This is a genomic window from Arthrobacter pigmenti, assembly GCF_011927905.1.
Taxonomy (GTDB): domain Bacteria; phylum Actinomycetota; class Actinomycetes; order Actinomycetales; family Micrococcaceae; genus Arthrobacter_D; species Arthrobacter_D pigmenti.
In genome coordinates this window covers 2154571-2179811 of record NZ_JAATJL010000001.1, presented here as the reverse complement: position 1 = coordinate 2179811, position 25241 = coordinate 2154571, and the positions used below count along the sequence as shown (strand labels likewise).

The following is a 25241-nucleotide window of genomic DNA, read 5'->3' as shown; positions in this document are numbered from 1 at the left end:
GTTTCTTCACGACAGCGTGTTCGGTTCCCGGCGGTCGGCTGCCAGCTGAGCGACCTGGATTTCGTGTGCTCCGTGCGCGTCAATGAGGAATGCCCGCCCTGGCTGTGCTCCGCCGTCGGCGTCGAGCCGGATGCCGAATACGTCGCCGTCGGAAGGAGACCGTGCACCCAGCACCAGGCCAAGCGGATTGCCGCGCACCGCAGCAGTCAGCGGAATGCTCGAAACGGCAGATAACGACGGCATCGACGCCAGGACGATGCGCGCGCCGCAACTCACGAGGTGCGCCAGGTGTTGGTGGCTCTCGCGGGGGAGATTATCGGCGTCGTCGACAAGTAAAAGGGCCCGGTCCGGTACGCCCCGTTCGGCAGTAGTCCGCCAGAACGCCACCGGATCCTCCCCGGGATCGGGCCGAAGGCAAACCAAACGCGGCGGTGCCAGCTGGGCCATCAGCTCCAATGTATGGGAGCGCCCCGAACCGGCCGGTCCAACCAGCAACGCAACGGACCGCTCCCTGAGCGTCAGGCAGACTGTGGCGAGGTTGTCACCGCCCACCCCAATCGGAATGTGGTCTTCGCGATCCGATGTTGGCGGGAGTTTCAATTCCCGCGCGGTGACGGTTGCAGGGAGCGCTGCGACGATAAGAGGAGCCTGTGCGGGCTGCCGGACGGGAATTTCAGGCATCGTCAGGACGAGCTGAGCCACAGCGCCGTCCGCCGCGCCGATCCGTCCCTGGACGTACGCGCGGCCCACCACAGGGTCCACCGCCGGCATCTTCGGCCAACTGAGCAATGATTCAGGATTCATGCCCGTAGGGAAGTACAACCGGTTGGGCAGGAGGGAAAAGAATCGGCTGGAAATCAGCTCCCTCTCACCCCCGATCAGTAGTGTGACTCCTGCGGTCTGCCCGTCGCGGGCAATGTCCTGCAATGCTTCTTCTGCCCAGGCGAATCTTCCGGAACGGAATGATCCGGTCCACCGCCCCCACCCCGAAACCAGGATCGCAATGGCAGGCGATGCGTCAGCGGCTTCGGTGCCCGAACTAAGACGGTGTTCGACCAAAGCGGCAACCCGTCGCAGGACGCGGGCCGCCCGTTTCGCATCCGATGCCGTGACATAAGCGCCTGTTTGGGGAACATGGGCTAACGACCGCAGACTGCCGTCGCCGTCGAGCACGTAGAGGTGAGTGTCGGGCAAATGCTGAAGTAGCTGTCGTCCCGCAGAGCAGAGCGCAGCGCTGAGGCCACCGGCCGGCTGGCCGATGAAAGCAAGGTGCGAGTCCTGATGGGGTGTCCAGCTGAGGCGGTACTGCTCCTGCCTTTCGGGAACGTCCAGCAGACCGAGACAGGGTGTTCCGGGCGACATGCCGGAGTCCGGGGGCAGGTTCTCCGGCAGAGCAGGGCAGACGGGAACCCGCACCGCCGGCGGGACAAACTCAACGGCAGCCGTCCGCACCGAAGCGATGAGGGCATCCAACCCGGATGTAGTGTCCGTCCCGGGCAAAGTCACCATCTCCGGGCTCGAGTCGTCTCCCAGGTAGGCGGCGAGCGATCTGATAGCTGGTGGACGCGCTGAGGAGCCCCCCGCCGTCGTTGCCGTTTGAAACTCGACCGGCCTCTGCCCGCCAACACGCGCATAACCGCGGCCGCGTAGCCTGACCGGAATGGTGGAGGCGATGGGCGATTCCAGCACGTCCTGCGACTCCATGGGTGACTGCATCCGAAGCGCAACGCTGGCGGTCACGTTGGCTCGGATGTCCGAGGTGACCGCGCCCTGGGGCCGTTGGGTGGCGAGGATGAGATGCAGTCCGAGTGACCGGCCAAGCGTGGCGATCCGCATCAACTCCTGAACAGACCCGGGGACCTCCTCGCTCAGCATGCGGAACTCGTCGATGACAATGGCAAGCCGCGGGAGGGGACCCTGACCGGGAACTGAACGATACTCGAGATAGTCCGTCGCCCCGCAGGCCGCGAACAGGTACTCCCTACGCTTCACCTCCGCATTCAGGGAGATGAGCGCACGGGAAACCGCGGCAGGGGACAGGTCGGTCAGCATTCCTGTCACGTGGGGCAGATCCGCCAGTACGCCGAGTCCTGAACCACCCTTGAAGTCTATGAAGAGGAGATTGAGGTCAGCCGGTGCGTGGGTGAGGCACAGGCTGAGCACCATGGTCCGAAGGAACTCGGATTTGCCTGAACCGGTGGTTCCGGCGACGAGAAGGTGCGGTCCGTCCGTCACGAGGTCCAGCATCAACGGGCCATCGCCGCCGGATCCGACGATCGCGGCCAACGTGGATCCCTTCGATGGCATGCGCCATCGGCGTGCGACCGATGCGCTCTCCCACGCCAGGAGGTCCGTCAACGCCACTTCGTCCGGGATGGGCACACCAGATGCATCTTCGGATGCCGCGGGAGCAGCGTTTCCAAGCGCACGGGCGAGGTAATCGAACGTACCGGCCTGGACGAGATCCGGTTCGAAGCGGACTTTGCCCGACGGGGACACAAGCGCAGGCTCCACCTGCAGATAGTCAACGGTCCATCCGCCACCTGTCGCAGGCACAGAAGGAGCACAGAACCGGTACACCCTGATTCCCGGAAGACGGACAATCGCCCCCGCGCTCGTTCCGAAGAGCAGGAGCGTGGAGAATCTGCCCGTGCTCAGGAGTTGGTCGAGCCGTTCACGGTCGGTTACCAGCGAAACCTGTGGGAGGAAGCGCGCCGAAGAAGGAAGGTCGTCGGAGCCCCCGAAGCAGATAATGCTGCCTGCCGCTTCAAGTACGCAGAGCTGAAGCAGAAGCAGGTGCGCGGAGTTGCGCAACACTTCCGGTGGTCCTGAAACGGTCAGGTTCAGCGGTTCCTCCCCACCGCGTTCCGTTGGAGCGGACAACGGGATCACCAGCGGTACCGCTTCACTGACAGGCGGCTCCCATCCTGCCGTCCTGGGTTTCACCGCAATGTTGGCTGGCTGGTCGGCGATACCGATCCTCACATATCGTCCACGGTGCAGGGTACCGGCGGGTGCGGGTCCGAGGGGCTGGAGCCGAGACTGGAGCGCTGATAAGGCGAGAACAGCGACATCCCAGGCGGCGCACCGTCGCCGTTCGCTGTCTGTCAGGACCGCTGCCGCAACTGCCGCGCTGAATGCGGCACGTTTCCTGCGTCCACTGACGAGGGGGATCAAACCCGTCACCGCCGACAACGCGCTGAATGCCAGGAAGAACCACATGCCGGTTGTGACCGCCAGCACAACGCCAAGAACAAGGGGGAGCAAGGCTGTAACCAGAAGCAGGCGGTTCCGTTCGGGGGGTGCCGGCGCCGGCACCTCGGACGGCTCGGTGAGGTCGACCGCCTCGACGGCGGCGGGAGGTTCATCGGTGAGAGTCAGGGCACACTGGCTCGCCCCAAGACGGATCACGGAGTCTGTGGTTACAAGCGCATTATGAACACGGCTGCCGTCCACCCAGATACCGTTGGCGGAATTCTCGTCCGCAAGCGTGATGGCCTCGTTGGTCACGGTGAGGACGGCGTGAGTGCGCGACAGCTCCGGATCATGGATGGTGATCTCCGGCGCGCTGCGACCGATCCTGTATGTTCCCCTCGCGAGCGGCACCAGTTTGCCGGCGTCGGGACCGGAACGCACCACAAACATCAGGTTTCCAACGCTTGCCGGGCTAGGCTCCCCGTTATGTGCTCTCCGTGAGGCCACAATCACAGCACCGTGGGTGAGCGGCGGTACGCCGGGGACACACGATTCCATCGGCTCGCCTGCCACTTGGAAGTGTTCGACGCCGGTGCGGGCTGCCAATTCGGCGCGGAGCAGCTCACCGGTGGAGAGGACAGTCGTATTGACGACGATTTCCTCGATTGGTTCGCCCGAGGGCAGGTCGGCCCCCGGGCCCGCGGCGAGAGTGGCGTGCAAATCCATGTCTTGAGCCTAGAAGCCGAAGCGTGCGCCGGTGGGCCCCGAGCAGGATCTGTGGATATCCGACGGCTACTATCGCCTCTACCTGAGCCTTGACTGATAGCAGCGAATGGATTCGAGTCGGGTAACCTTGTGGCGCGGGCGATCTGTCCAGTGGAACAACCTCAGGAGAATTAGTGAACGTTGACCTCGTCGTCGTCGGATCCGGCTTCTTCGGCCTAACGATCGCCGAAAAGGCCGCAACAGAGCTGGACTTGAAGGTCGCAGTCCTCGACCGCAGGAGGCATATCGGTGGCAACGCCTACAGCGAGAACGAGAAGCAAACAGGCATTGAGGTGCACCGTTACGGTGCTCACCTCTTCCACACCTCCAATGAACGCGTGTGGGACTACGTCAACCGCTTTACTGAGTTCACCAGTTACCAGCACAAGGTCTACACCAGCCATCGCGGTGAGGTGTACCCGATGCCGATCAACCTCGGCACGATCAACCAGTTCTTCCGGTCATCAATGGGTCCTGCGGAAGCACGGGCCCTCATCCAGGAGCAGGCCGGGGAGTTGGCAGGTACCAACCCGGAGAACCTCAATGACAAGGGCATCCAGCTCATCGGGCGTCCTCTATATGAGGCATTCATCAAGTACTACACCGGCAAGCAGTGGCAGACCGACCCGAAGAACCTACCGGCGGAAATCATCTCGCGGTTGCCTGTCCGCTACACGTATGACAACCGGTACTTCAACGATAAGTACGAAGGACTTCCAGTGGACGGCTACACCGCCTGGATTGAGCGGATGGCGGATCACCCGAACATCACCGTCGAACTCAACACAGACTTCTTCGACGACGGACACCCCTACTCGCGTAACACCACTCTCGGTCAAGTGCCCGTTGTGTACACCGGGCCCGTGGATCGCTATTTCGACTATGTGGAGGGCGACCTGTCCTGGCGCACCATCGATCTCGAGGAGGAGGTTCTCCCGGTGGAGGACTTCCAGGGATGCTCAGTCATGAACTACCCGGACGAAGACGTCCCATATACCCGTATCCATGAATTCCGTCACTTCCACCCCGAGCGGAACTACACGAAGGACGCCACGGTGATCATGCGTGAATTCTCGCGTTTCGCCGAAAAGGGTGACGAACCCTACTACCCGGTGAATACCGAGGAGGATCGCACCAAGCTGGTGGCGTACCGCGATCTTGCAAAGGGAGAAGACATGGTTCTGTTCGGTGGTCGCCTTGGTACCTATAAGTACCTCGACATGCACATGGCCATTGGATCGGCCCTTTCCATGTTCGACAACAAGATTAAGCCCTACTTCGACAACGGGACCCGGCTGGAGAGCGGAGGAGTAGACGTATGAGCACTACAGCAACCACGAAAGAGCACCAGGTGCGCTTCGAAACGCTGCAGCGAATAATCCTGCCCAGCGAAGACAATCTCGACACAGCTCCGCTCTACCTGGACACCGGCAATGCGTTGGGTGTCCAACTGAACACCATGGACGGCAGCGCCTCTTCCGATCGTGCATCCCACGGGAGCTTCAATAATGCGAAGGAGATCCATGCGGAAGATTTTCAGTCCCGGCACTCCACCCTCGTCCGAAGCGGTGAAAGAGTCTCCTTCGGCAGCTACTTCAATGCCTTCCCGGCCAGCTATTGGCGTCGCTGGACCTTCGTAGAAAACATCCGCCTCGCTGTCACCACGGCCGGTCCAGGCAGCATAAGCGTCTACAAATCGAACGCCCGTGGGTCCCTCCAGCACGTTGAAACCAAGCGCGTAACCGGCAGGGATACCACCACTTTCGACCTCTCGCTGAAACCATTCGGCGACGGCGGATGGTACTGGTTTGATCTGGTCGCAGGGTCGGAGAGCTTTGTCCTGGAATCGGCCGAATGGCAGGCTTCGTCGCAGGACCGCCCAACCGGGTCCATCACGCTTGAGATAACAACCCTGAACAAGCCCGACTTCTGCCTTAACAACCTACGGATTCTGGCCGAACATCCCGAGAGCCTGAAGAACCTTCAAGAAATACTGGTGGTCGATCAAGGAACGCAGAAAGTTGCTGACGAACCAGGATTCGCTGAGGTTAAAGCAGCCCTAAACGGCAAGCTCAGGATCATCGATCAAGCTAACCTCGGTGGATCCGGCGGTTTTGCCCGCGGTATGTATGAAGCTGTCGAGAACGGCAGTGACTATGCGTTGCTGCTGGATGACGACGTCGTCATCGAGCCGGAAAGTATTGCCCGGCTGCTCACTTTTGCCGACCGGTGCAAGGCCCCGACCATTGTCGGTGGGCATATGTTCGACCTCTACAACCGAACCGTGCTCCACACCTTCGGCGAGACCGTCAATCCATGGCGGTTCCAACCCGACCAACCGATCGCCGAGCAAACCCTGGGGCATGACTTCGTGCGGTCGAACCTTCGACAGACCCCGTGGCTGCATCGAAGGGTTGACGTCGATTACAACGGCTGGTGGATGTCTTTGATTCCAACTGCTGTCATCCGGGATATCGGGCTTTCACTGCCAGTCTTCATCAAGTGGGACGATGCCGAATATGGGCTCCGGGCAAAGGCCTCAGGGTATGCCACGGTATCCATGCCAGGATCAGCGGTGTGGCACGTCTCGTGGATCGACAAGGACGACCTTGTCGGTTGGCAGGCGTACTTCCACACACGGAACCGGATGATCGCGGCGCTGCTTCACAGCCCATATGAGCGTGGTGGGCGGGTAGTCCGTGAAACAGGTTACTTGGACATCAAGCACTTGATCTCCATGCAGTATTACACTGCGATGGGTCGTGTCATGGCACTGCGCGACGTGCTGAAGGGCCCAGGACAACTGCACGACATACTTCCGACGCGACTGGTGGAGATTCGGGGAATGGCCAGCGAGTATCCTGACTCGCAGTTCAAGAGCGACCCGGACGCGTTCCCCACCCCCAGGATGGCCAAGCCGCCGAGAAGAGGCCAGGGATTCAGGGCGCCGTCCTACCTGAAGCTGGCACCCTGGGCAGCGAAGACTGTTGCGCGGCAGTTGAGCAAGTCCGTACCGTCCTCCGCCAAGGAACGGCCGCAGGCTGTGGTAGCGCATCAGGACAACAAATGGTGGCGGATGTCGCAATACGACAGCGCTGTGGTCTCGAACGCTGAAGGCACGGGCGCATCCTGGTACCAGCGGGATCCGAAAAAGCTGCGCGCGCTCCTCGCGGAGTCCGCACGATTGAATGCGGAGATCCTGAAGGACTGGCCGCGACTACGGGAGCAGTATCGCTCGGCTCTGACTGAGATAACTTCCTTCGAGGCCTGGAAGAAGACCTTCGAAGCCCACTCGGATAAGAGTCAGCAAGGTTGAGCAGCGAGCTAGTCACCCCCGGCCTGGGTAGGGGACTACGGGACGTTGTCCGTTCACGTTTCCTGCTCAAGCTTCTGGTGGCGAAGGAACTGAAGGTCCGCTACAGGGGGTCGGTTCTTGGTCTCCTGTGGTCGTATGTGAAGCCGGGCGTACAGTTCATCGTCTTCTGGTTCGCGCTCGGTGTTTTCCTGGGTATGAATGACAACACCGAGAACTACCCGATCTACTTGTTCTCAGGAATCATCCTGATCAACTTCTTCACAGAGGCGCTGGGAAACGCGTCCCGATCAATCGTCGGTAACGGCGGATTGATCAAGAAAATATACCTGCCGCGTGAACTCTTTCCGGTCGCGTCGGTTTGGGTGTCTGCGGTCCACTTTGTGCCGCAGTTGGTTGTCCTGCTGATCGCTTGCCTCTTCACCGGCTGGACGCCCGGGATCCTGGAGTTAGTTGCAGCAGTCGCAGGGTTCGGAATTGTTGCTCTGCTGGCGACGGGCCTGGGTTTGTTCTTCGGTGCTGCCAATGTGTACTTCAGGGACTCCGAGAATTTCGTCGACATGCTGCTTATGATCGCCACCTGGGCGTCGCCGGTCCTGTATTCCTGGACGATGGTGAGGGACACCCTCGGCTCAACATTTCTGACCTTGTATCAGATCAACCCGCTCACGATCGCTGTGGAGCTGTTCCACTTTGCCTTCTGGAAGCCGACGACGTCGGCGATTACGGACCCGGCGGTGCTTTCCCCTCCGAATCTATTCGCTGTGTGGACTCCCGTCGGAGTCTTTACCGCGCTTGCGGTCATCCTGCTTGGTCAGTTCACCTTCCGCCGCCTTGAGGGGCGCTTCGCTCAGGAGTTGTGAGTGGCAATCGCTATAGAAGTGCAGAACCTGTCCAAGCAGTTTGTTCTCCGCCATACGCGGTCGATCAAGGAAGCGTTCGTGTGGCTTGTGAAAGGCCGCAAGGGGGACCTGTCCGAGAAGTTCCACGCGCTGAAGGGCATTGACCTTGTGGTCAATCAGGGTGAGACGGTTGCGCTGCTCGGCCTGAACGGTTCCGGCAAATCGACCCTACTCAAGCACATTTCAGGGGTTATGCTCCCGGACACTGGATCCGTGAGAACCAAGGGGCGGGTTGCGGGCTTGATCGAAGTAGGGGCAGGTTTTCATCCGGATCTCAGCGGCCGGGACAATGTCTATCTTAATGGGGCCATACTGGGGATGACAGAAGAGGAGATCAACGATCGGTTCGACTCAATCGTTGAATTCTCTGAGATCGGTCAGTTCATTGATACTGAGGTCAAGTTCTATTCCTCAGGGATGTACCTTCGCCTTGCGTTCTCGGTTGCGGTTCATACAGACCCTGAAGTTTTTCTGGTCGACGAAATCCTTGCAGTAGGGGACGAGCCGTTCCAGAAAAAGTGCATTGCTAAGATCAAAGACCTGGCGGAGGCAGGCAAGACGTTGATGGTTGTCAGTCACGATCTCGATCTGGTGTCGAAAGTTTGCAAGAGAGGTGTCGTATTGGAGCACGGTCAAGTAGTGCTCGACGGTCAGGTGGAGGCTGCTGTCAAATGGTTGCGCAATGACCATGGCCCGTCTTCGGATGGGTGAGTTGGCCGGATGAGTTGGTGGGAGACCCTGCCTGTAGTTTTTATCATGGCCGGCGTTTTCTTCGTCCCGGGGCTCCTGGTCGGAGCTCTTGCCCGCCTTAGAGGTATAACCCTGCTGGCCGCGGCGCCTGCAATATCCTTGGGAATCGGCGGCGTGAGCGCGGTCGTTGGAGGGCTGGTTGGCATCCCATGGGGGATCGCGACGTATTGTGTTGCCACTACCCTGACTGCGCTCGCTGCGTGGGCGCTCTGCAGGAAAACCCCCGTCCAGACAGTGCCAAGTACCCACCGATACTCGTGGATCGCGACGACAGCCGGTTTGGTCACCGCAGCCTTCATCAGTATTCCACCGCTGCGGCTGGGTATGGGCGAACCGCACTTTCCCGCACTTACGTGGGACGCAGTACACCACCTCAGCACGATCCGCTGGATTCTTGAGAGCGGAGATGGTTCCAGTCTCACAGTGGGCGGAATCGCGTCTGATGAACGTGTACCCAGGTTTTATCCGGCCGCCTGGCATGACCTGGTCAGCTTGGCGGTCACCGATTTACCGATCAGTCTTAGCATCAACGTTGCGGCGCTGATGATGGCGGGCCTCATCTGGCCCCTTGCCGTCGCCTACCTGGCGCGCGTTTGCTTTCCCCAGTCTGCATGGATCGGGTTCATCGCGCCGGTCCTCGCTTCAGGTTTCGTCGCATTCCCTGCAAGGATGATCTCCTATGGCACCGTGTGGCCGGCTGCGATGGGAACAGCAATCACCCCCGTTCTCATCGGCTTGGTTGTCCAGCTTCTTGGCCGCCCGGACCATCGAGCTCGCCTTGGTTCGTCGATTGCGCTTCTCATTGCGGGCGCCGGCGCTGTTCTGTGCCATCCCACCGCGGCGGTCGCGATGGCATTCCTGGTGCTGCCCTTCTTACTGAGCAGGTACGTGCCGTTTCTACGGACTGCCATACGGCAGCGCAGCTTGTTCAGTGTCAGTGTGGCACTGCTAGTCCCGCTCAGCGTCTTGGCGCTGACTATTTGGGCAATTCATGCTGTTCCCGCGGTTCGTGCTGTCTTCAATTTCCGGACTACTCCTGTTGGCCCTGGCACAGACGCTTTCGGTGCTGCGGTTTTCGACACGATGCTCGCTCCGCTGGGTCATGGAAATACGGAGCCCTTCTGGATCGGTGGGCTGTTGGTGATAGTGGGCGGGCTGGTAGCGATCGCGCGACGGGAAAGCCGTTGGATAGTCGCAAGCTACGCGATCAGCGTTGCACTCTATGTCATTGCCGCAGGTGAACCCTCGTTCCTTAGCCCGCTGGTCGGTCTTTGGTATTCCGATCCGGTACGACTCGGCGGCCTGGTGCCCATCTTCGCGTCAGTACTTGGCGCCTACGCGATCCACGTCGGTGTTTCTTCCCTTGGCGGAGCCGCGGTCGGGAAGATGCGAGGACAGGTATCCCACCGCTTGAGACAAGTGATCTCTTTCGGCTTGGCGGTGCTCTCAGTCTTCCTCGTGTTCCTCTTCAGTGAGTCTATGAGGGCGGACGTCCGGGAAGACCGCATAGCCGCTGACTACTGGGAGCATCGGGAATGGGCGGATGGGCTGGCTTCTGACGCCGAGCTCGAGATGCTCCTGAGTCTTGAAGACAGGCTTCCGGAAGACGCCCTTCTTCTCGGCGATCCGACTTCCGGCGCCGCGCTGGCGTACGCGCTTGGCGATGTGGAGGCGGTCTTCCCAACCATGGCCGGCAGCTGGAGCCAGGAGGCACGATACCTGGGACGCAACTTCTACCAGCTCGAATCAGATCCAAGGGTCTGCCGGATCATCAACGAAATGGGTATTACGCACGTCTATGACGACGATGGACGTTATCTCGCCGATATTGTCCATAGGAAAGACATGAAGGGTCTGACCGTCAGGGGGCTAAGCCCGGACAGCGTACGGCTCATAACGAGCGCTGATGGGGCCGCTGTCTACGCAATTACGGGCTGCTAACGCAAACTTGCCCTAGTCAGTTCACTGGAACGAGTTTTCGTTCTTCGGGAACCTCATTCGCCGACCTTACTGCGAGCCGTTCGACCGCGATCGCTATGCCAACAGCTATCCCAACCCAGAATGGTGAACCCAAGCGTTCAGCCTGACTTGCCACCGGATGCGCGAGTATGGTTCCGACACCAACAAGGGACACGCCCAACGGGAGCCATAACTGGGGAGTACGCGCAAAAGCTGCGTAGGCACCGAGCGCCAGGACGACGAGTACAGCGCCCGCCGCATCCCGGTGAATGTCGTTCACCAGAATCTTCAAATAGTCCCCGTTCAGGAGGAGGAGCCTCTCGATCGGATTGGGCACGGGTGGAAGTTCGAAGTGCTTCGTGAAAGTGTCCTGAAGGCTTTCCGACATTCCCGGCCAATGAAGAGCGTGAGTTAGTGCAAACGAGGCTGCGGCGTAGGCGGTCATCAGAAGGGCCAGGAGCCGTAGGCCGCGTATCTGTCTGAATTGCGGCACCAGCAGTAACAGGACTACGACTCCAAGGAAACTCACGGAGGTGATGAGCACCGCCGAGTATTTGAAGAAGAACAGTGTTACAAACCCCAGGGTGGTTATCAGCGCCCCGTTTCTCAGCTGCCCCTTGGCCAGTAGCACTGTGCCCAGCAGTATGACCAAAGTGAAGAACATTGCTGGCCCTTCGGTCAGTAAGGCAACACCGTGATACCCCACCGGAAGTACGTAAAAAAGCGCCTGGGCTGAGCTGGCTGCCAGCACTCCGAGGTTCAACGAGCGGCAGACCAGAAAGAGAATCATGCCTGACAGGACGGTCAGCACCAGAGGAATGACCCAAAGCCCAATATGTACGCCCAGCAGGTTCATGAGAGGTATCGACAGAAGCGGGTATCCCAGACGTGGTGAGAAAATTGCTTGATACTGCGGGTTCCGGTCGGAGACACCGATGATCGGCTGCTGTCCGTTGTAGACCTCGCGCGTGCAGACGTCCTGAGGAGTGTTATGCGGGACGGATGGATGCTCGCACCAATGGCTATACGCGCTCATCCAGGCTTCGTCCGTGGGCATGCCCTGAGCCGCAAACGCGATTCTCAGATACTGGACGGTATCCGCCCAGATAGGTCCTGGCCCCAGAGCGATCTGCCATGCCAGGAAGATGAGTGCGCTTGAGATAGAAGAAATCACCCCGACCGTCACACGGCGATGTCTCACGTTGGCTCCTTCAGCTGCCTGGACGCCGTAACGTCGGGTAAGGCTGTGAATACGGACCTGCACAGCTCCGCAAAATTATAGCCGGGCCGCAACCCGGAGAAGTCGAGGGCGCCGGCGCAACCAGTGCCCAGTCAGGATGCTTCTCCCTGCGTTCCACACGCAACGACGGCGTACAGTGCGGCATTCCCGGCGCTGGCCACAAGTTCCAGACCGGGAGCGGACTCGGCGTTGTCCATGGCTGTGCTCGGGTGGTATCGGCTACCTACTTCCCGCGTTCCGAAATCCAGCGCGTAGTAGGTATTCGTGTTTCGAACTGCCGCGCACACGCCAGGTTCGGCTCCGGCTTCGTCCAACTGAGTCAGCAGAATATTCTCCTCGTCCGTGCGCTGCCCGGTGATGTGCGGGGCGACCGTCTGGCGGCCGGTGAAAGCATACACAAGCGAAGCTCCCGTCCACGGATTGCCGAAGACCTGGGCGTCTTCCGGAACGTGCTCCTCGACTGCGTCGAAAATTGCGAGTTCGTCTACGGACAGCAGGTCCGACGAATCGGTGTACCGATAGCCTGGGGCCGCTTCGGATTGTTGTCTGGGAACGCCCATGAGTTGAGCGGACACGCCAATCAGGACGATTCCGGCCAGGAGCCCCGTTGCCGGCAAGGTGTAGTGAACCCTGGACTCGGGTGTCGATACCCTTCTAGCAATAGCGGAGGGCAGCTCGCTGGTTCGAACGATGTCTGCCAGGCGGCGAAGGGCCCATTCTCCACCAATAACCGCAACAGGCAAGGTAACGACAGGGAGGAGGGCGGCCAGCCGATTGGCGTCGTTGTACCAGACGCCGGTCCAAAAGTGCCTGAATTCTCCTTCGCCTGTCGCCGAGGCGATCACATAAAGCCCTAATCCCACCGAGAACATTCCTACTATCCACAATCGGGCAGGCCGCGTCGAAAGAACCGCCAAGCCCAGGATGGTCAGCGCAAACAGGGCGAGCGACGCTTCGGCTCCTTGAGGCGCGCTCATGAGTACCTCGCCTACCGCTTGCGAGCCGGTCTGTCGTGGATCCCAGAGGGAGACGCTGGGATCGAGGCGCGCGAGGTTCCAGGCAACGAGACCTATGCCCAGGTACAAACCGGCGAACGTGAAGATGAGGCCCATGCGGCGGTTGGCCACGGTCCCGCGTCGCCACTGCAGCGTTCGGTAAGCCACCCAGGCGAGCACGACTGGCGCACCGAAGGCTATCATCGCAATCGCAGTACTTGGATGGGCGAGCGCTAGTCCTGGAAACACGAGAAGGAACAGGACCACCGAATGCCCCAGCCCGGCTGTAAGGACACCAACACCCAGGAAACTGATCATGATTCCCAAGGCCACGGGAAGAATGGCGATGGATAGCAGATTGGGATACAGGACGCCGAAATCGATCATCAGGTATGGGAAAGCGGCGAATCCGCCGGACAACATGCCCGTTAGGAGGATCGTGATGGCGGACATGCCCGTGATCCTGCTGATCATGTACATGCACGCGAGCGGCCAGACAACGGCACCTATAACGATGTTTCCCAGGGAGACCGCGACTGGAATAGAGGTACCTGTCGCCAGGGCTACGAGCGAAATCATGTCGTGCCACGCCGCTGGGTAAAAGCCTTCACCCGCCTCTGTCAGGCTGCCCAGGGACAACGATGAAGCCGAACCAGTTTCCATGATGTGACGAACTGCATTGAGGTGATAGACGTTGTCGTAGCTTTGCGAGATGTTACCCGGACTGCCGATCGTTGCCATGAAACGCCAGGTGATGATCACAGTCGGAGCTACAACCGCCGCCACGTAGCTCAGGGCTCGAACCACGCCGATTGGTAGGGGAAGCTCGGGAGATCGCACCGAGCGAATCGGTGAGATTGACCGGCCGTCGATGCGCGTTCTGGTGACACTGACAGCGAAACGCAGAAGCAGGCATAGCAGCGCCAGAGCTATGACGGAAAGCCCAACAAGCCCTACTGACCAACGCACGCCGAGAACCCCGGCAGCGATAGCGGTGATGCTGGCAACGGAAACTGTGGCGGGGGCTGCCACGGCCCAAAGCATCAGGCCGCGAAGGCCAACTGCCCGGCCGAGCACCGCTCCCGGGATGAGGAATACTCCAATGGCTATGAACAGAGCTGGAAGGGCTTGCAGCCAGGTCAAGAGGGGGTGCTCCTCGTATATGCGGGTGGGGCGTGAGTATTGTCGTCCGCAAGCGAATCCGGCTCGCGTTCTCGGACATACCAGCATCCCAGCCTACTCGAACCATGGCACGCGGTCTGATGGGTGGACGAATGCTCTTCGATTTGTCTGTGAAATACTGTTGCGGTGAGTCGAACCTGGGTTGTCATTCCGATGTACAACGAATGCACCGTTGTTGGCGATGTGATCAGCGGACTCCTTCCGACCTTCCCTAACGTCGTCTGCATCGACGACGGTAGTGCGGACGGGTCGCAGAAGATCGCACGCGAGGCCGGTGCGGTCGTAGTGCAGCATCCCATCAACCTCGGGCAGGGTGCGGCACTGCAGACAGGTATTGAGTTTGCTTTGCAGGATCCGGCAACGGATTCGATCGTTACTTTCGATGCCGACGGCCAGCATCGGGTCGATGACGCATTCGCGATGGTCCAGCGCCTGCGTTCCGGGGAGGCCGAGATCGTGCTTGGCTCGCGGTTCCTCGACAGCAGAACCAAGATCGCACCGCTGAAGAAACTTGTCCTGAAGACTGCGGCGCTTCAGTCCAAGCTGTCCACCGGGCTGGATCTGACGGACGCACACAACGGGCTTCGAGCCATCGGACGGGATGTCGCCACGCAAATCGACCTGACCCAGAATCGCATGGCGCACGCTTCGGAGCTGATTCACCAGCTTGCCGTTCTGAACCCCCGATGGGTGGAGCACCCCGTGGAAATCATCTACACCGATTACTCCAAAGCCAAAGGACAGTCGCTGCTCAATTCGGTAAATATTCTCGCAGAACTGTTTTTGAGGTAGTAATGCTTATTCTTATTCAGGCCCTACTCATAGTGGCCGTCGTCGTCGTTTCCCTCGTACTGATGCGCGGGGGTTCAAACGCACGGCACCTGGCTGTCCGGCGCATCATGCTTATCCTTTTCACCCTTGCAGCAGTGCTCTCGATATTCTTCCCGGAGCTCCTGTCGGTGGTAGCTGGATGGTTCGGCATCGGCCGTGGCACGGATCTGGTGCTCTACGGTCTTGTGGTCAGTTTCCTGGTTTTTGTAGCAACCACCTATCAGCGTTTCCGTCAGACGGAAATATCACTAACCAAGCTTTCCCGCCGTATCGCTCTCGATGAGGCGGAGCGGCCCTGGGAAGCACCATCAAATCCAACCGCGCACGTTCGCCCGCACAATGAGAAGAAGGCAGGATCTTAGTGACGATCGACGTAATGTTCCCTTACTACGGGGACGTTCCCATGATGAAGGCTGCGATCCAAAGCATCCTGAGTCAGGATGACACCGACTTCAAGCTGACCATCGTGGACGACGGATATCCGGACGATACCCTGCCTGCCTATTTCGAGAACCTCACATCGTCCGATCAACGTGTGGTGTACCACCGTAACGAAACCAATCTTGGGGCGAACGGCAACTACCGTAAGTGCGTCGGCCTCGTGGAGCACGACATCGCAGTCATCATGGGGGCTGATGACCTGATGTTGCCCAATTACCTGTCCACCATTCGGGCGGCATTCGAGTCGAGTCCGGAGATAGCAATTGTGCAGCCGGGCGTGGAGATCATTGACGAGAACGCGCGTGTCTACTCCCCGTTGTCAGATCGTGTGAAGACGGTGATGAGGGGGCGTGCTGTCGGTGCGAGCGAACGGGCGGTGTTGTCGGGGGAGCGGGCAGCGAGCAGCTTGCTTTCAGGCAACTGGTTGTACTTCCCGTCCATTGCGTGGAGTGCGAAGGCGCTCAAGAGCCATTCATTCCGTCCTGAGTACGACGTCGTCCAGGACCTCGCGCTGGCTCTTGACGTACTGATGTCGGGAGGCAAGCTGCTCGTAGCGGAGACCGTCTGCTTCCAGTACCGACGCCACAGGCAGAGCGATTCCTCCGTACGCGCGCTGGATGGCCGCCGCTTCGACGAGGAACGCCGGTTCTTCGACGCTTGCGTTGAAGATTTCCAGAGGTTGGGGTGGAAGAAGGCAGCTGCATCCGCTCGTGTCCACTTCACCTCGCGTCTGAACGCGCTGACGCTGCTGCCGAAGGTCGCCTCAACGCGCACGTGGGGCGGACTGGGGAAGCTCGCACGGCATGCAGTCAGGCCCTAACCGGGTTCCGGTACGGAATTAAGGCGCAGCTCTCTTGGATATTCAGAACCACTACTACGGCCATTCCAGCGTCCTCGCCGCTTACTGTTCAATGCCGCGGCTGAGGCACGTCTCTGGTCTTATCCAGCACGGGTGGACGGTTACCTCGCCCATCATCGCGCAGTTCGGCGACTTCGCTGACAAGGGGCCGGGGCGCCGACGCCTTTCCTGGACAAGCCGGTCCCGTGCGTTCTCTCCGACGGATTCGGAGAACCTTCTCCCGGACGGCTCCCAGCAGCTGCACGCGATCGGCGCGCCGTTTCTCTACCTGCTGGAGATGGCACGTGCGAGCCACACCCTGCCGCTGGATCGGCAGGGCACACTGGTGTTTCCGATGCACGGAACAGCACTTCTGAAGGTATCCGGGAATCATGCAGGGTATGCGGAGGAGGTCCTGCAACGGGAGGGCCCAAGTACAGTGTGCCTCCACGTTGATGACCTCGATGACCCTTCCGTGGCCGGGGTATGGACGAAGCACGGCCACACAGTGGTATCAGCAGGCGATCGCCGGGACCCACGTTTCCTGGGACGGATACTTTCACTGGTTGCGTCTTCCAACCGGGTGGTAAGTAACCGGCTCTCCACATCCATCATGTATGCCTCTGTCGCGGGTGCCGATGTGGAACTATATGGACCCGAATTCCAGTTGGGGCACAACCTTGATGTGGACCCTGGGAAGGTCATGGAGCGCTTGTGGCCCGAATTTCATTCCGCGGAGGCGGATCAATCGGTGCTTCGTGCCATTGCTGGAGACGAGCTCGGCTTTACGGACATGCGTTCGCCGGAGGAACTGATGGAATTGCTCGGCTGGAACCGGACCTCTGCGGGACCCTTTCTTGAGTACTGGTTGAGTGGTCCGTTCGACAAGGCCAGGGCGGTATTGGGACTGAAGAAGCGCCCGAATGGTGCGCACATTACTGAGGTGGGACTCTCACCCTGGCACTGGTTGCGGCACCCGTTGAAACACTTGCCTTCGCCGCTTCCCCGCCTGGTGAGCGAGGAACTGCTGCCTTCGGGAGCAATTCGTCAAAACGCCAACTGAAGTACTCCCAAATTTGGAACAAGCACGCTTCGTTCTGGGGTTCCGCCAGGGCATCGATGGGTTCAGGGTAGTAGCCATCCTGCTGCTCATGGTCGGTCACTCGAATTGGGAGTGGTTTCTTGACGACGGCGGCTTGGTTTCGGTTAATCTGTTCTTCACGCTCTCGGGGTTCCTGGTTACGGTCACCCTGATGGAAGAGTGGCGGAGGGACGGAAGCATTGACGTCAAGTCCTTCTACGCCCGACGCGCAATCCGTCTCTACCCGGCACTCATCGCGGTGACCGTCGTCGGACTGGCAATGGGAGTGTCAGTCCTGGGTGCCGTACTCGTCTTGTCCTACCTTTCGAATTTCGCTGCCGCGATGGAGTTCGACATCCATCCGTTGACACACACCTGGTCGCTTGCAGCGCAGGAGCAGTTCGTTCTCCTTGCACCCCTGACCTTGCTGTTGGTTCGGGGCCGCTGGCGCATATGGGCCGGCGGTGCGATCGCGCTGGTTATGGGCATCTGGATCTGGCGATTCTCGTACTGGACCAGCTTGGAGGAATCCCTTCGCTGGGTCTACAACGGACCGGGAAGGATAGACGCGATCCTGATTGGCTGCCTCTTGGCGATGTGGTTCTATCACCGCGGAGAGTGGAAGCCCAACCGCCCCATTGTGGTGGCTTCCTGGGTCTTCCTGCTGGCCTATGCGTCGGGATTCTGGCCGCCCGGATGGTCCTACTTCACGGTTGGTATGGTCGCGCTACAGGGTGCCACCGCTGTAGCTGTTTGCTGGGCTGTGGTTCAACGGGGTACGTGGGCAGCCAACCCGTTCGTCAGGCACACGGCCAAAATCTCCTACGGACTGTATGTCTGGCATTATCCGGTGTTCCGCGCTCCTGCGGTGCAGGCGCTGCCGCAGCCGCTTGAGTCGATGGTCGGATGGGGCACGGCGTTTTTCGTTGCGTCCATCTCGTATTACCTGTTGGAACGCCCAATCAGCAGGAAGTTCGGGGGCCGGTTTCGCAGGCGGACAGTGCAGCTGCCCGCTGCGTCGTTGGTGTGAGCAGTCGATCGAGCTGGCGGTTGTTTCGGCGGCCAGTACTTATGACACTTACCACGCTGACCATCCTCCGTCCACCGGAATGGTCTGCCCCGTCACATACCGGGAAGCACTGGATGCCAGCCACATCACTACGCCGCGGAAGTCATCCTCTGTAGCCATTCTGCGCAAGGGAGTGAGCTTCTCGTAACGCTCGGTAAACTCCTCCGCCTGCCCTCGAGCTATGCCGCCGGGCGCGAAGGCATTGACCCGGATGCCGGGCGCCAGCACCGTTGAGAGGTAACGGGTCAGCTGCACGACACCGCCTTTGGTCGCACCGTACGCTGCCGGATTACCCATCTGGGTACCCTCATAGAGCCCCATGTTCGGCCCCACGAGACCGTAGATCGAGGACACGTTGATCACGGATCCATGACCGGATTCACGCAGTTGCGGCGCGAGCATCCGGGTAAGGGTGAATGGCACCTGCAGGTTGAGTTTTGTCGCAAGCATGAAAGCTTCGTCGGACTGTTCCTCGAAAGGAACAGCGTAGCCGGGGATATTCGCCGTTCCGGTAAAGGCTGCATTGTTGATCAGCACATCGAGGGAGCCTGTAACTGCCCTCGCGAGGCGGGATGCGCCGTCGTCGTCAAGCAGATTCGTTGCAAGCCCACTTGCAAAAATCCCGTGCTTCTCGGCCAGTTCGGTGGCGAACTGATCGCAGAGGTCCTGATCAAGATCCGAAACAACGACGTCGGCCCCAAGCCCAGCGAGAGCGTCGCAGAGCACCCGGCCCAGGGGGCCGGTACCGCCGGTCACCAATGCGCGGCGACCCTGAAGCGAAAAAAGGTCAAGCACGGCCTGCCTCCTCCTTGTTGGTGGCAAATCCGGGAAGAGGTGCCAGCCCGGCCTGAACTACTGCCTCAACAAGCCGGAACTCGGACTCGTCATCGATGGAAAAGGCGTGGGCTTCGGGAATTTCGAAGTAGGTGTGGGTTCCCTCGTCGAACCAGCTGGACTCCAGTCTGCGCACGAACGGCGACAGCCACGCATAGAAGCTTCCATTGATGCGCAGGTAGCGCTGCACATCCTGGCGGCGAACCACACCTCTTCCAGCATCGAAGTAGCGTTCGAGCGTTCCGTCGGCCGTGGGACGCACGCCTACCCACGTGGGATTGAAGAACGGTTCCGATACGGAGACAACGCCGTCGATTCCATCGCTGGCAATCAGCTTATTGACTGCGGCCAGAACATTCTCCGCCGTCCGGGTTGGGCTCGTTGGGTCCAGCAGGAGCACGACATCGAAGGTCTCGCCCGTGGTGTTCTCCATCTCCGCCAGTGCATGTCTCAGGACCCCGCTCATCGGGGCCGTGTCGGTTGCGAAATGGGCCGGTCTGAGGAACGGAACGGACGCACCATGCCGGCGGGCGATCTCTGCGATGTCTGGATCATCCGTAGACACGATGCAACGAACGGACGCTCCGAGCTGCTCCGCCAACGCGATGCTGTGGGCGATCAGCGGTTTCCCCAGCAGAGGACGCACGTTCTTTCCCGGTAGACCTTTCGAGCCGCCCCGGGCAGGGATGACGGCGAGGATTTTGGGATCGGTACGTGTGGTCATAGGGCACCTTGGGTTGAGCGATGGAATCCGGCTATAACACTACCGTTTCGCCCCTGCGCGTCCGGTCTGACAGGCGGGCTGCGTCGCATACGGCAACGGCGAGCACACCCGCCTGGAGGGACGCGGCGTTGTATTCATGCCGCAACCCGTCGACGACCACTCCCACCCGCTGCAGGAGGGTTCCGCTTTGACGGGCAAGTACGTTGTCAACGTCGCCGTCACCCGGATGAACGCTGAGCTCAGGAACGCTGCCCGGGCGCTCAACAATCACGGAGTTGGTGACAACGTTCCACGACAGGGCACTGTGCGCGGTAGCGATGCGGATTTCGCGCTTCTTCACAGGAGATACGTAGTCAAGCCTCACCGACACTGCCAGCGGGTGTTCTTTCCCGGAACTGTGCCAGAGCAGGTCCGCGGACTCCTCGGCCTCAATTCCCAGCACCCCACGTCCGAGCCGGGCTACGACGGTATCGGGTGTGCCAAGGAGCGCGAGCGGATAATCGATGTCGTGCACAAGATCGCGCAGGGCACCGCCCTCATCGGACCGTGCCGAGTAGCTTTGCCTGTAATCCCTGCCCGGGCGCCAGGAGGGAAGCCAGGACTGCGAGACTATCTGCGCCGAGGTCGGTGTGCCTTCCTGCTCCAGCAGTTGCGCCAATTCGACGTAGCCGTCATGAAATCGAAGGGGTGCGCTCACCGAGACAATGGAGGCGCGTGGGTGGTCGAGGAGAGGCCGGCACTGCTGAACGGTTGGCGCCACGGGCTTTTCCAGCAGAACGGAGCGGGGATTCTGTTCGACGGCTCCAAGGGCATCATCGACATGCCGAACCGTATCGGTCGCGATGATGATGAGGTCCAGCGGAGCGTTCGGATAGGTATCCACGAAGACCGTACGTGACGGAATATCCGCGCGTTCCGTAGAACCTGTGCCCTTCCGGACGGGCCAGGCATAGAGTTCGTCCACCCCCATGGATTCGAGCACGCGCAGGTGGCGTGCGCCGATCGACCCTGTCCCCCTGACGAGTGCACGCACCCCACGGCCTCTAACCGAAATGGCCTCACGTTGTTGCTGCACATTCACCGTCCGGGCGCCGGATAGAATTCGTAAATCATGCTCACCAACTCTAGTGTCGAGGCTCAGCGTATCTAAATGGACTTACAGGCGTCGGAGAACAGTGACCTGCGCTCTCCTGGTACCCGGCAATGGATCATCTTCGGAGCGGGTGGCCACGCGCGCAGTCTCTTCTCCGTTATTCGGGGACGGGGGGACACGGTTGCAGGCGTTGTCGGTGACGGTGGGGGCCAATGGAAGCCTGTTCAGAAGTCTTTCTCGAACGACGACGACGCCATTGAGTTCGCGCTCAACCGTAACCTTTCCGTCTGCATCGGAATCGGTGCAAACCACGTTCGTTGGCGGCTCGCCGAACTGCTCTTGGAGGCGCTGCCCCCGGAAAACCTCGTACCGCTGGTCGCCCACAGTGCCACCGTCGATCCCACAGCCGATCTGGCCCCGCTGACCCAGATCCTGGAACACGCGCACGTAGGACCCGGCGCTACCGTGGGAGCGGCGACAATCGTCAATACCTCGGCGGTTGTGGAGCACGACGCTGCGACCGGCGACTCATGCCATCTCGCGCCCGGCGCGATGCTTTTGGGAGAAGCTTCGATCGCCCATAGGGTATTTGTGGGTTCCGGTGCGCGGGTGCTTCCGCGCATATCGGTGGCGGATGACGTCATCCTTGGCGCAGGCGCAGTGGCGACAAAGGACCTTCCGGGATCGACAACCTATGTTGGCGTTCCCGCCGCCCCGACAACGTCCATGAAAGGCATCACTGAATGAGCAACCAGACCGGGCATGCTGAATCCATCAAGTTCGGACACCACTCCCTGGGCCTGAACGAGGACGTCTTCATCATCGCGGAGGCCGGTGTCAACCATGACGGTGACGTGGCGGTCGCACATCAATTGATTGACATTGCTGCGGACACTGGCGCAAACGCCGTGAAATTTCAGACGTTTCGCCCGGCTGCTCTCGTTACAGCCGGCGCGGCCACCACGCCTTACCAGAAGAAGGCAGGATTCTCCGAGTCCCAGTCCGAGATGCTCACGAGGTTGACGCTTCCGGATGCTGCCTGGGAAGAACTGAAACAGCACTGCGACGAGCGCGCAATCACGTTCCTCTCCACACCATTCGATGTTGCAAGCGCTGAGATGCTGGCGCAGATTGGTGTCCCCGGGCTGAAAATAGGCTCCGGTGAGCTGACAAATGTGCCGTTCCTGCGAACAATCGCAGAACTTGGCATCCCCCTGATCGTTTCCACCGGCATGGGCAGCGCGGAGGAAATTCACGAAGCCCTCGAGGCGACAGCTAGTGCCCCCGCCACTGTTCTTCTGCATTGCGTATCGGCGTACCCCGCGCCACTAGGCGAGGCGAACCTCCTGGCCATTCCGGCAATGCGGCGAAAATTTCGCACTGAGATCGGCTGGTCCGATCACACTCCCGGTTCAGTCACTGCAGTTGCGGCAACGGCATTGGGCGCGACACTACTGGAGAAACACATCACCACGGACCGGGAGCGAAACGGGCCCGACCACCGTGCCAGCCTGGAAGCCGCCCAGTTCGCAGACTATGTGTCTGATGTTCGCGCGGCCAAGGAAAGCCTCGGAGATGGACGGAAACGCCGTATGCCCAGCGAAGAGGACAACGCCCACCTTGTAAGGCGCAGCTACCACACCGTCCGCTCCATCCCCCAGGGCGCCGTGATCACGGAGGAGGATGTGGCAATCCTGCGTCCCGAAGGAGGGATGAAGCCGTCGGCCCATGTAGTCGGCGCCGTCGCGCTCCGCGATCTCCCCGCGGGAGTTCCGGTGGCGCCCGGATCGGTCGGAAAAGTTCCATGAGGGTTCTGGCGTTCGTAGGTACCAGGGCAGATCTGTTCCCACTCGGTCCTGTTCTTGTTGGTCTTGAGGAGAGCGCCGACGTTGAACTGCACATTGCCACGGCCGTGGGCTTCGAGGGCGGGACAAGCCGTGAGGTCCTGTTGGATGCGGGATTACGTCGGGATGCCCACACGCACCATGATTTGGGGCTCTTTCTTCAGGACAGCACTCCGGTCGGCCAGGGGCGGCTCGGGGCCGAGCTTTCCCTGAAGTTTCTCGAGCTTGTTCAATCCATTGAGCCCGATGCGTTGGTGGTGCTCGGTGATCGGTGGGAATTGCTGTACGCGGTCCCGTCCGCACTCCTTATGGGGGTCCGGGTGATTCACCTCCATGGCGGCGAAGTGACTGAGGGCGCTCTCGACGAGCGCGTGCGGCATGCGTTGACCAAACTGGCGGACCAGCACTGTGTCAGCACCGCCGGCGCCTCTCGAAGGGTCGAGCAGTTGGGAGAAGACCCGGCGCGTATTCACCGCACCGGGGCACCCGGCCTGGACCGTTTCCTTGAGGCGACTCCGTTGAGCGGTTCGGAATTCGAGGAAGAGTTTCAGGTTCCACTGCATCGTCCACTTATCGTCGGAACATACCATCCGGTAACAGCCGGTTCTGAGGAGTCTCCTGGCGTGGTCGCGCGACGGGTATTCGAGACCAGCCTCAGGATGGCCGGCACGCTCATTCTGACGAATCCGGGTTTCGACGCCGGTCGTGAGGAAATCCTGGCTGTCCTCGCTGAACTGAAGCAGGGGAAAGTCCCAAACCTCGTAATTCGTGCCAGCCTTGGCAGGACGTATCCCAGAGTCATGGCCACTGCGGATCTGATGGTCGGCAATTCCTCGAGCGGCATCATTGAAGCGGCATCATTCGGACTTCCCGCAGTGGACGTCGGCGACCGGCAAAAGGGGCGGGAGCGCGGCACTAATGTCATCTGGTCTGCGGATAACACGGCGGACCTCGAGACGGCGATCAGCACGGCCCTGGGAGCTGACTTCAGCTCCCGTGCGCCCTATGTGGCGAACCCATATGGCGACGGGCGAGCCGCCGGAAGGATCGTTCAGGTCATCACCGGCTCGGTTGATGAGCCTATGTCAAAAGTTTTCGTCGATGCTTGTGTCGGAGGAGTTCAGGATGAGCAATGACCGTTCACTCAAGGATGCCTGTGTAGAACGCAGCGCGACTGTCCGCGAGGCCCTGCTGGCGATCGACCGGGGTGCCTCCTCCGTTGCCCTCGTGATCGATGAGAGCCGGCACCTGCTCGGAATCGTGACGGACGGGGACGTTCGAAGGGCGCTGCTGGCTGGAGCTGGCCTGGAAAGCACCGTCATTGACTTCGTTAACGCCAATCCCAAAGTGGTTAACCCGTCAACCTCGCGTGCCGCCGTCATCGATCTGATGCGGAGTATCCGCATCAGCGAGGTTCCGGTCGTCGACGACGACGGGGTTCTGGTCGGGCTTCAAACGTTGACTGACATCGTCGGCAAACCCAAGCTGCCAAATGTTGCGCTGATCATGGCAGGCGGCAAAGGAACCAGACTGGGCAGCCTTACCAAGGAAACCCCTAAACCCCTCATGAAGGTCGCAGACCGCACCATCATTGAATGGGTGCTTCTCGGGCTGGTCGAGTCGGGCATCACCCGTGTATACATCAGTGTGGCCCACCTCGCACAGAAGATCATCGACCACCTCGGTGATGGTGAGCAGCTGGGCTGTCGGATCTCCTACATTCACGAAGATCCGGAGCGTCCGCTCAATACAGCTGGCGCGCTTGGCCTCCTGCACAGGGAAGCACCGGAAATCTCCGAGCCGGTGATCGTCACGAATGCGGACCTGATGGTGCATTACTCGGCAGCCGACTTCCTGCGATTCCACCGCCACCATGGCGCGGCGCTCACCGTGGCAGCAAGACCGTATAACCATCAGGTGCCATTCGGAGTACTCGAAATTAGCTCAGACCGTTCGGTTACCGGAGTGGTCGAAAAACCAAACATCGAGTTCGAGATCAGCTCGGGAATCTATGCGGTGTCGCCGGAGACACTTGCTATGGTTCCCTACCGGGAGCCGTATTCAATGCCGGATCTTATCGACGCGTGCATCCGCGGGGGCAAAAGGGTATCCGCCTGGCCCATGCTGTCCGACTGGATCGATGTAGGCACACCCAAAGATCTGGCAGCAGCGAAAGGACAATGAC

The 25241-nt window shown here is 60.3% G+C and carries 20 protein-coding genes; 14 read left to right on the top strand and 6 right to left on the bottom strand.

The window, feature by feature from the left end; all coding sequences use genetic code 11:
• Positions 1 to 6: 6 nt before the first annotated feature.
• Entirely contained in the window at positions 7 to 3921 is a 3915-nt protein-coding gene (locus BJ994_RS10050; protein WP_167993777.1) for an FtsK/SpoIIIE domain-containing protein, read from the bottom strand.
• A gap of 173 nt (positions 3922 to 4094) precedes the next feature.
• On the opposite strand from BJ994_RS10050, the gene glf reads away from it, so the two are divergent.
• The 5 genes from glf to BJ994_RS10025 are packed head-to-tail and all read left to right on the top strand — an operon-like array spanning position 4095 to position 10866.
• On the top strand, positions 4095 to 5282 hold the full coding sequence (glf, locus tag BJ994_RS10045) for a UDP-galactopyranose mutase (RefSeq protein WP_167993776.1): 1188 nt from the start codon (positions 4095 to 4097) through the stop codon (positions 5280 to 5282).
• Positions 5279 to 7276 carry a glycosyltransferase gene (locus tag BJ994_RS10040; RefSeq protein WP_167993775.1) on the top strand — a complete coding sequence of 666 codons (1998 nt, stop codon included), beginning with the start codon at positions 5279 to 5281 and terminating at the stop codon, positions 7274 to 7276. Before glf ends, BJ994_RS10040 begins: the two co-directional genes overlap by 4 nt.
• Entirely contained in the window at positions 7273 to 8136 is an 864-nt protein-coding gene (locus tag BJ994_RS10035; protein ID WP_167993774.1) for an ABC transporter permease, read from the top strand. Before BJ994_RS10040 ends, BJ994_RS10035 begins: the two co-directional genes overlap by 4 nt.
• Positions 8137 to 8886, top strand: coding sequence for an ATP-binding cassette domain-containing protein (locus BJ994_RS10030; RefSeq protein WP_167993773.1), 750 nt, complete (start codon positions 8137 to 8139; stop codon positions 8884 to 8886). It begins immediately after the preceding gene.
• A gap of 9 nt (positions 8887 to 8895) precedes the next feature.
• On the top strand, positions 8896 to 10866 hold the full coding sequence (locus BJ994_RS10025) for a DUF6541 family protein (protein ID WP_209066768.1): 1971 nt from the start codon (positions 8896 to 8898) through the stop codon (positions 10864 to 10866).
• 16 nt (positions 10867 to 10882) lie between these two features.
• Here the strand turns inward: BJ994_RS10025 and BJ994_RS10020 are convergent, their stop codons facing one another.
• Positions 10883 to 12085, bottom strand: coding sequence for a hypothetical protein (locus tag BJ994_RS10020; RefSeq protein ID WP_167993771.1), 1203 nt, complete (start codon positions 12083 to 12085; stop codon positions 10883 to 10885).
• Positions 12086 to 12216: 131 nt separating this feature from the next.
• Complete coding sequence (locus tag BJ994_RS10015; RefSeq protein WP_167993770.1) at positions 12217 to 14262, bottom strand: DUF6541 family protein; 2046 nt, start codon at positions 14260 to 14262, stop codon at positions 12217 to 12219.
• A gap of 165 nt (positions 14263 to 14427) precedes the next feature.
• Between BJ994_RS10015 and BJ994_RS10010 the strand changes: the two genes are divergently transcribed.
• The 5 genes from BJ994_RS10010 to BJ994_RS09990 are packed head-to-tail and all read left to right on the top strand — an operon-like array spanning position 14428 to position 18522.
• Entirely contained in the window at positions 14428 to 15093 is a 666-nt protein-coding gene (locus BJ994_RS10010) for a glycosyltransferase family 2 protein (protein WP_342450349.1), read from the top strand.
• Between the two features lie 2 nt (positions 15094 to 15095).
• Positions 15096 to 15494, top strand: coding sequence for a DUF2304 domain-containing protein (locus BJ994_RS10005; RefSeq protein ID WP_167993769.1), 399 nt, complete (start codon positions 15096 to 15098; stop codon positions 15492 to 15494).
• Positions 15494 to 16393, top strand: coding sequence for a glycosyltransferase (locus tag BJ994_RS10000; protein WP_167993767.1), 900 nt, complete (start codon positions 15494 to 15496; stop codon positions 16391 to 16393). Before BJ994_RS10005 ends, BJ994_RS10000 begins: the two co-directional genes overlap by 1 nt.
• A 34-nt stretch (positions 16394 to 16427) precedes the next feature.
• Positions 16428 to 17474, top strand: a complete 1047-nt coding sequence (locus tag BJ994_RS09995) for a hypothetical protein (RefSeq protein WP_167993766.1) — start codon at positions 16428 to 16430, stop codon at positions 17472 to 17474.
• Between the two features lie 13 nt (positions 17475 to 17487).
• The gene (locus BJ994_RS09990) at positions 17488 to 18522 is read left to right on the top strand and encodes an acyltransferase family protein (RefSeq protein ID WP_167993765.1); all 1035 of its coding nucleotides are present in this window, start codon (positions 17488 to 17490) and stop codon (positions 18520 to 18522) included.
• 48 nt (positions 18523 to 18570) lie between these two features.
• Here BJ994_RS09990 and BJ994_RS09985 read toward each other — a convergent pair whose 3' ends face one another.
• From BJ994_RS09985 to BJ994_RS09975, 3 genes are read right to left on the bottom strand one after another with little or no spacing between them, the layout of a single operon-like run.
• Positions 18571 to 19356: an SDR family oxidoreductase gene (locus tag BJ994_RS09985; protein WP_167993764.1), complete on the bottom strand. Its 786-nt coding sequence runs from the start codon at positions 19354 to 19356 to the stop codon at positions 18571 to 18573.
• Entirely contained in the window at positions 19349 to 20119 is a 771-nt protein-coding gene (locus tag BJ994_RS09980) for an acylneuraminate cytidylyltransferase family protein (protein WP_167993763.1), read from the bottom strand. The genes BJ994_RS09985 and BJ994_RS09980 overlap by 8 nt, the downstream gene beginning before the upstream one ends.
• A 31-nt stretch (positions 20120 to 20150) precedes the next feature.
• Positions 20151 to 21152 (bottom strand): Gfo/Idh/MocA family oxidoreductase, encoded by a 1002-nt coding sequence (locus tag BJ994_RS09975; protein WP_167993762.1) that lies wholly within the window; start codon positions 21150 to 21152, stop codon positions 20151 to 20153.
• A gap of 117 nt (positions 21153 to 21269) precedes the next feature.
• Between BJ994_RS09975 and BJ994_RS09970 the strand changes: the two genes are divergently transcribed.
• Genes BJ994_RS09970 through BJ994_RS09955 form a run of 4 tightly spaced genes read left to right on the top strand, consistent with a single transcriptional unit; the run spans position 21270 to position 25240 of the window.
• On the top strand, positions 21270 to 21959 hold the full coding sequence (locus BJ994_RS09970) for a PglD-related sugar-binding protein (RefSeq protein ID WP_167993761.1): 690 nt from the start codon (positions 21270 to 21272) through the stop codon (positions 21957 to 21959).
• On the top strand, positions 21956 to 23020 hold the full coding sequence (locus BJ994_RS09965; RefSeq protein ID WP_167993760.1) for an N-acetylneuraminate synthase family protein: 1065 nt from the start codon (positions 21956 to 21958) through the stop codon (positions 23018 to 23020). The genes BJ994_RS09970 and BJ994_RS09965 overlap by 4 nt, the downstream gene beginning before the upstream one ends.
• Positions 23017 to 24192 carry a UDP-N-acetylglucosamine 2-epimerase gene (neuC, locus tag BJ994_RS09960; protein WP_167993759.1) on the top strand — a complete coding sequence of 392 codons (1176 nt, stop codon included), beginning with the start codon at positions 23017 to 23019 and terminating at the stop codon, positions 24190 to 24192. Before BJ994_RS09965 ends, neuC begins: the two co-directional genes overlap by 4 nt.
• A complete protein-coding gene (locus BJ994_RS09955; RefSeq protein ID WP_167993758.1) occupies positions 24182 to 25240 on the top strand; it encodes a sugar phosphate nucleotidyltransferase in 1059 nt (352 codons plus the stop codon). Before neuC ends, BJ994_RS09955 begins: the two co-directional genes overlap by 11 nt.
• Position 25241 lies beyond the last annotated feature (1 nt).

Excerpts from the sequence above, each read along its gene's own strand:
- BJ994_RS10050 (WP_167993777.1), bottom strand. The coding sequence starts at position 3,921 with ATGGATTTGCACGCCACTCTCGCCGCGGGCCCGGGGGCCGACCTGCCC.
- BJ994_RS10040 (WP_167993775.1), top strand. The coding sequence starts at position 5,279 with ATGAGCACTACAGCAACCACGAAAGAGCACCAGGTGCGCTTCGAAACG.
- BJ994_RS10025 (WP_209066768.1), top strand. The coding sequence starts at position 8,896 with ATGAGTTGGTGGGAGACCCTGCCTGTAGTTTTTATCATGGCCGGCGTT.
- BJ994_RS10005 (WP_167993769.1), top strand. The coding sequence starts at position 15,096 with ATGCTTATTCTTATTCAGGCCCTACTCATAGTGGCCGTCGTCGTCGTT.
- BJ994_RS09980 (WP_167993763.1), bottom strand. The coding sequence starts at position 20,119 with ATGACCACACGTACCGATCCCAAAATCCTCGCCGTCATCCCTGCCCGG.
- BJ994_RS09970 (WP_167993761.1), top strand. The coding sequence starts at position 21,270 with ATGGACTTACAGGCGTCGGAGAACAGTGACCTGCGCTCTCCTGGTACC.
- BJ994_RS09965 (WP_167993760.1), top strand. The coding sequence starts at position 21,956 with ATGAGCAACCAGACCGGGCATGCTGAATCCATCAAGTTCGGACACCAC.
- neuC (WP_167993759.1), top strand. The coding sequence starts at position 23,017 with ATGAGGGTTCTGGCGTTCGTAGGTACCAGGGCAGATCTGTTCCCACTC.
- BJ994_RS09955 (WP_167993758.1), top strand. The coding sequence starts at position 24,182 with ATGAGCAATGACCGTTCACTCAAGGATGCCTGTGTAGAACGCAGCGCG.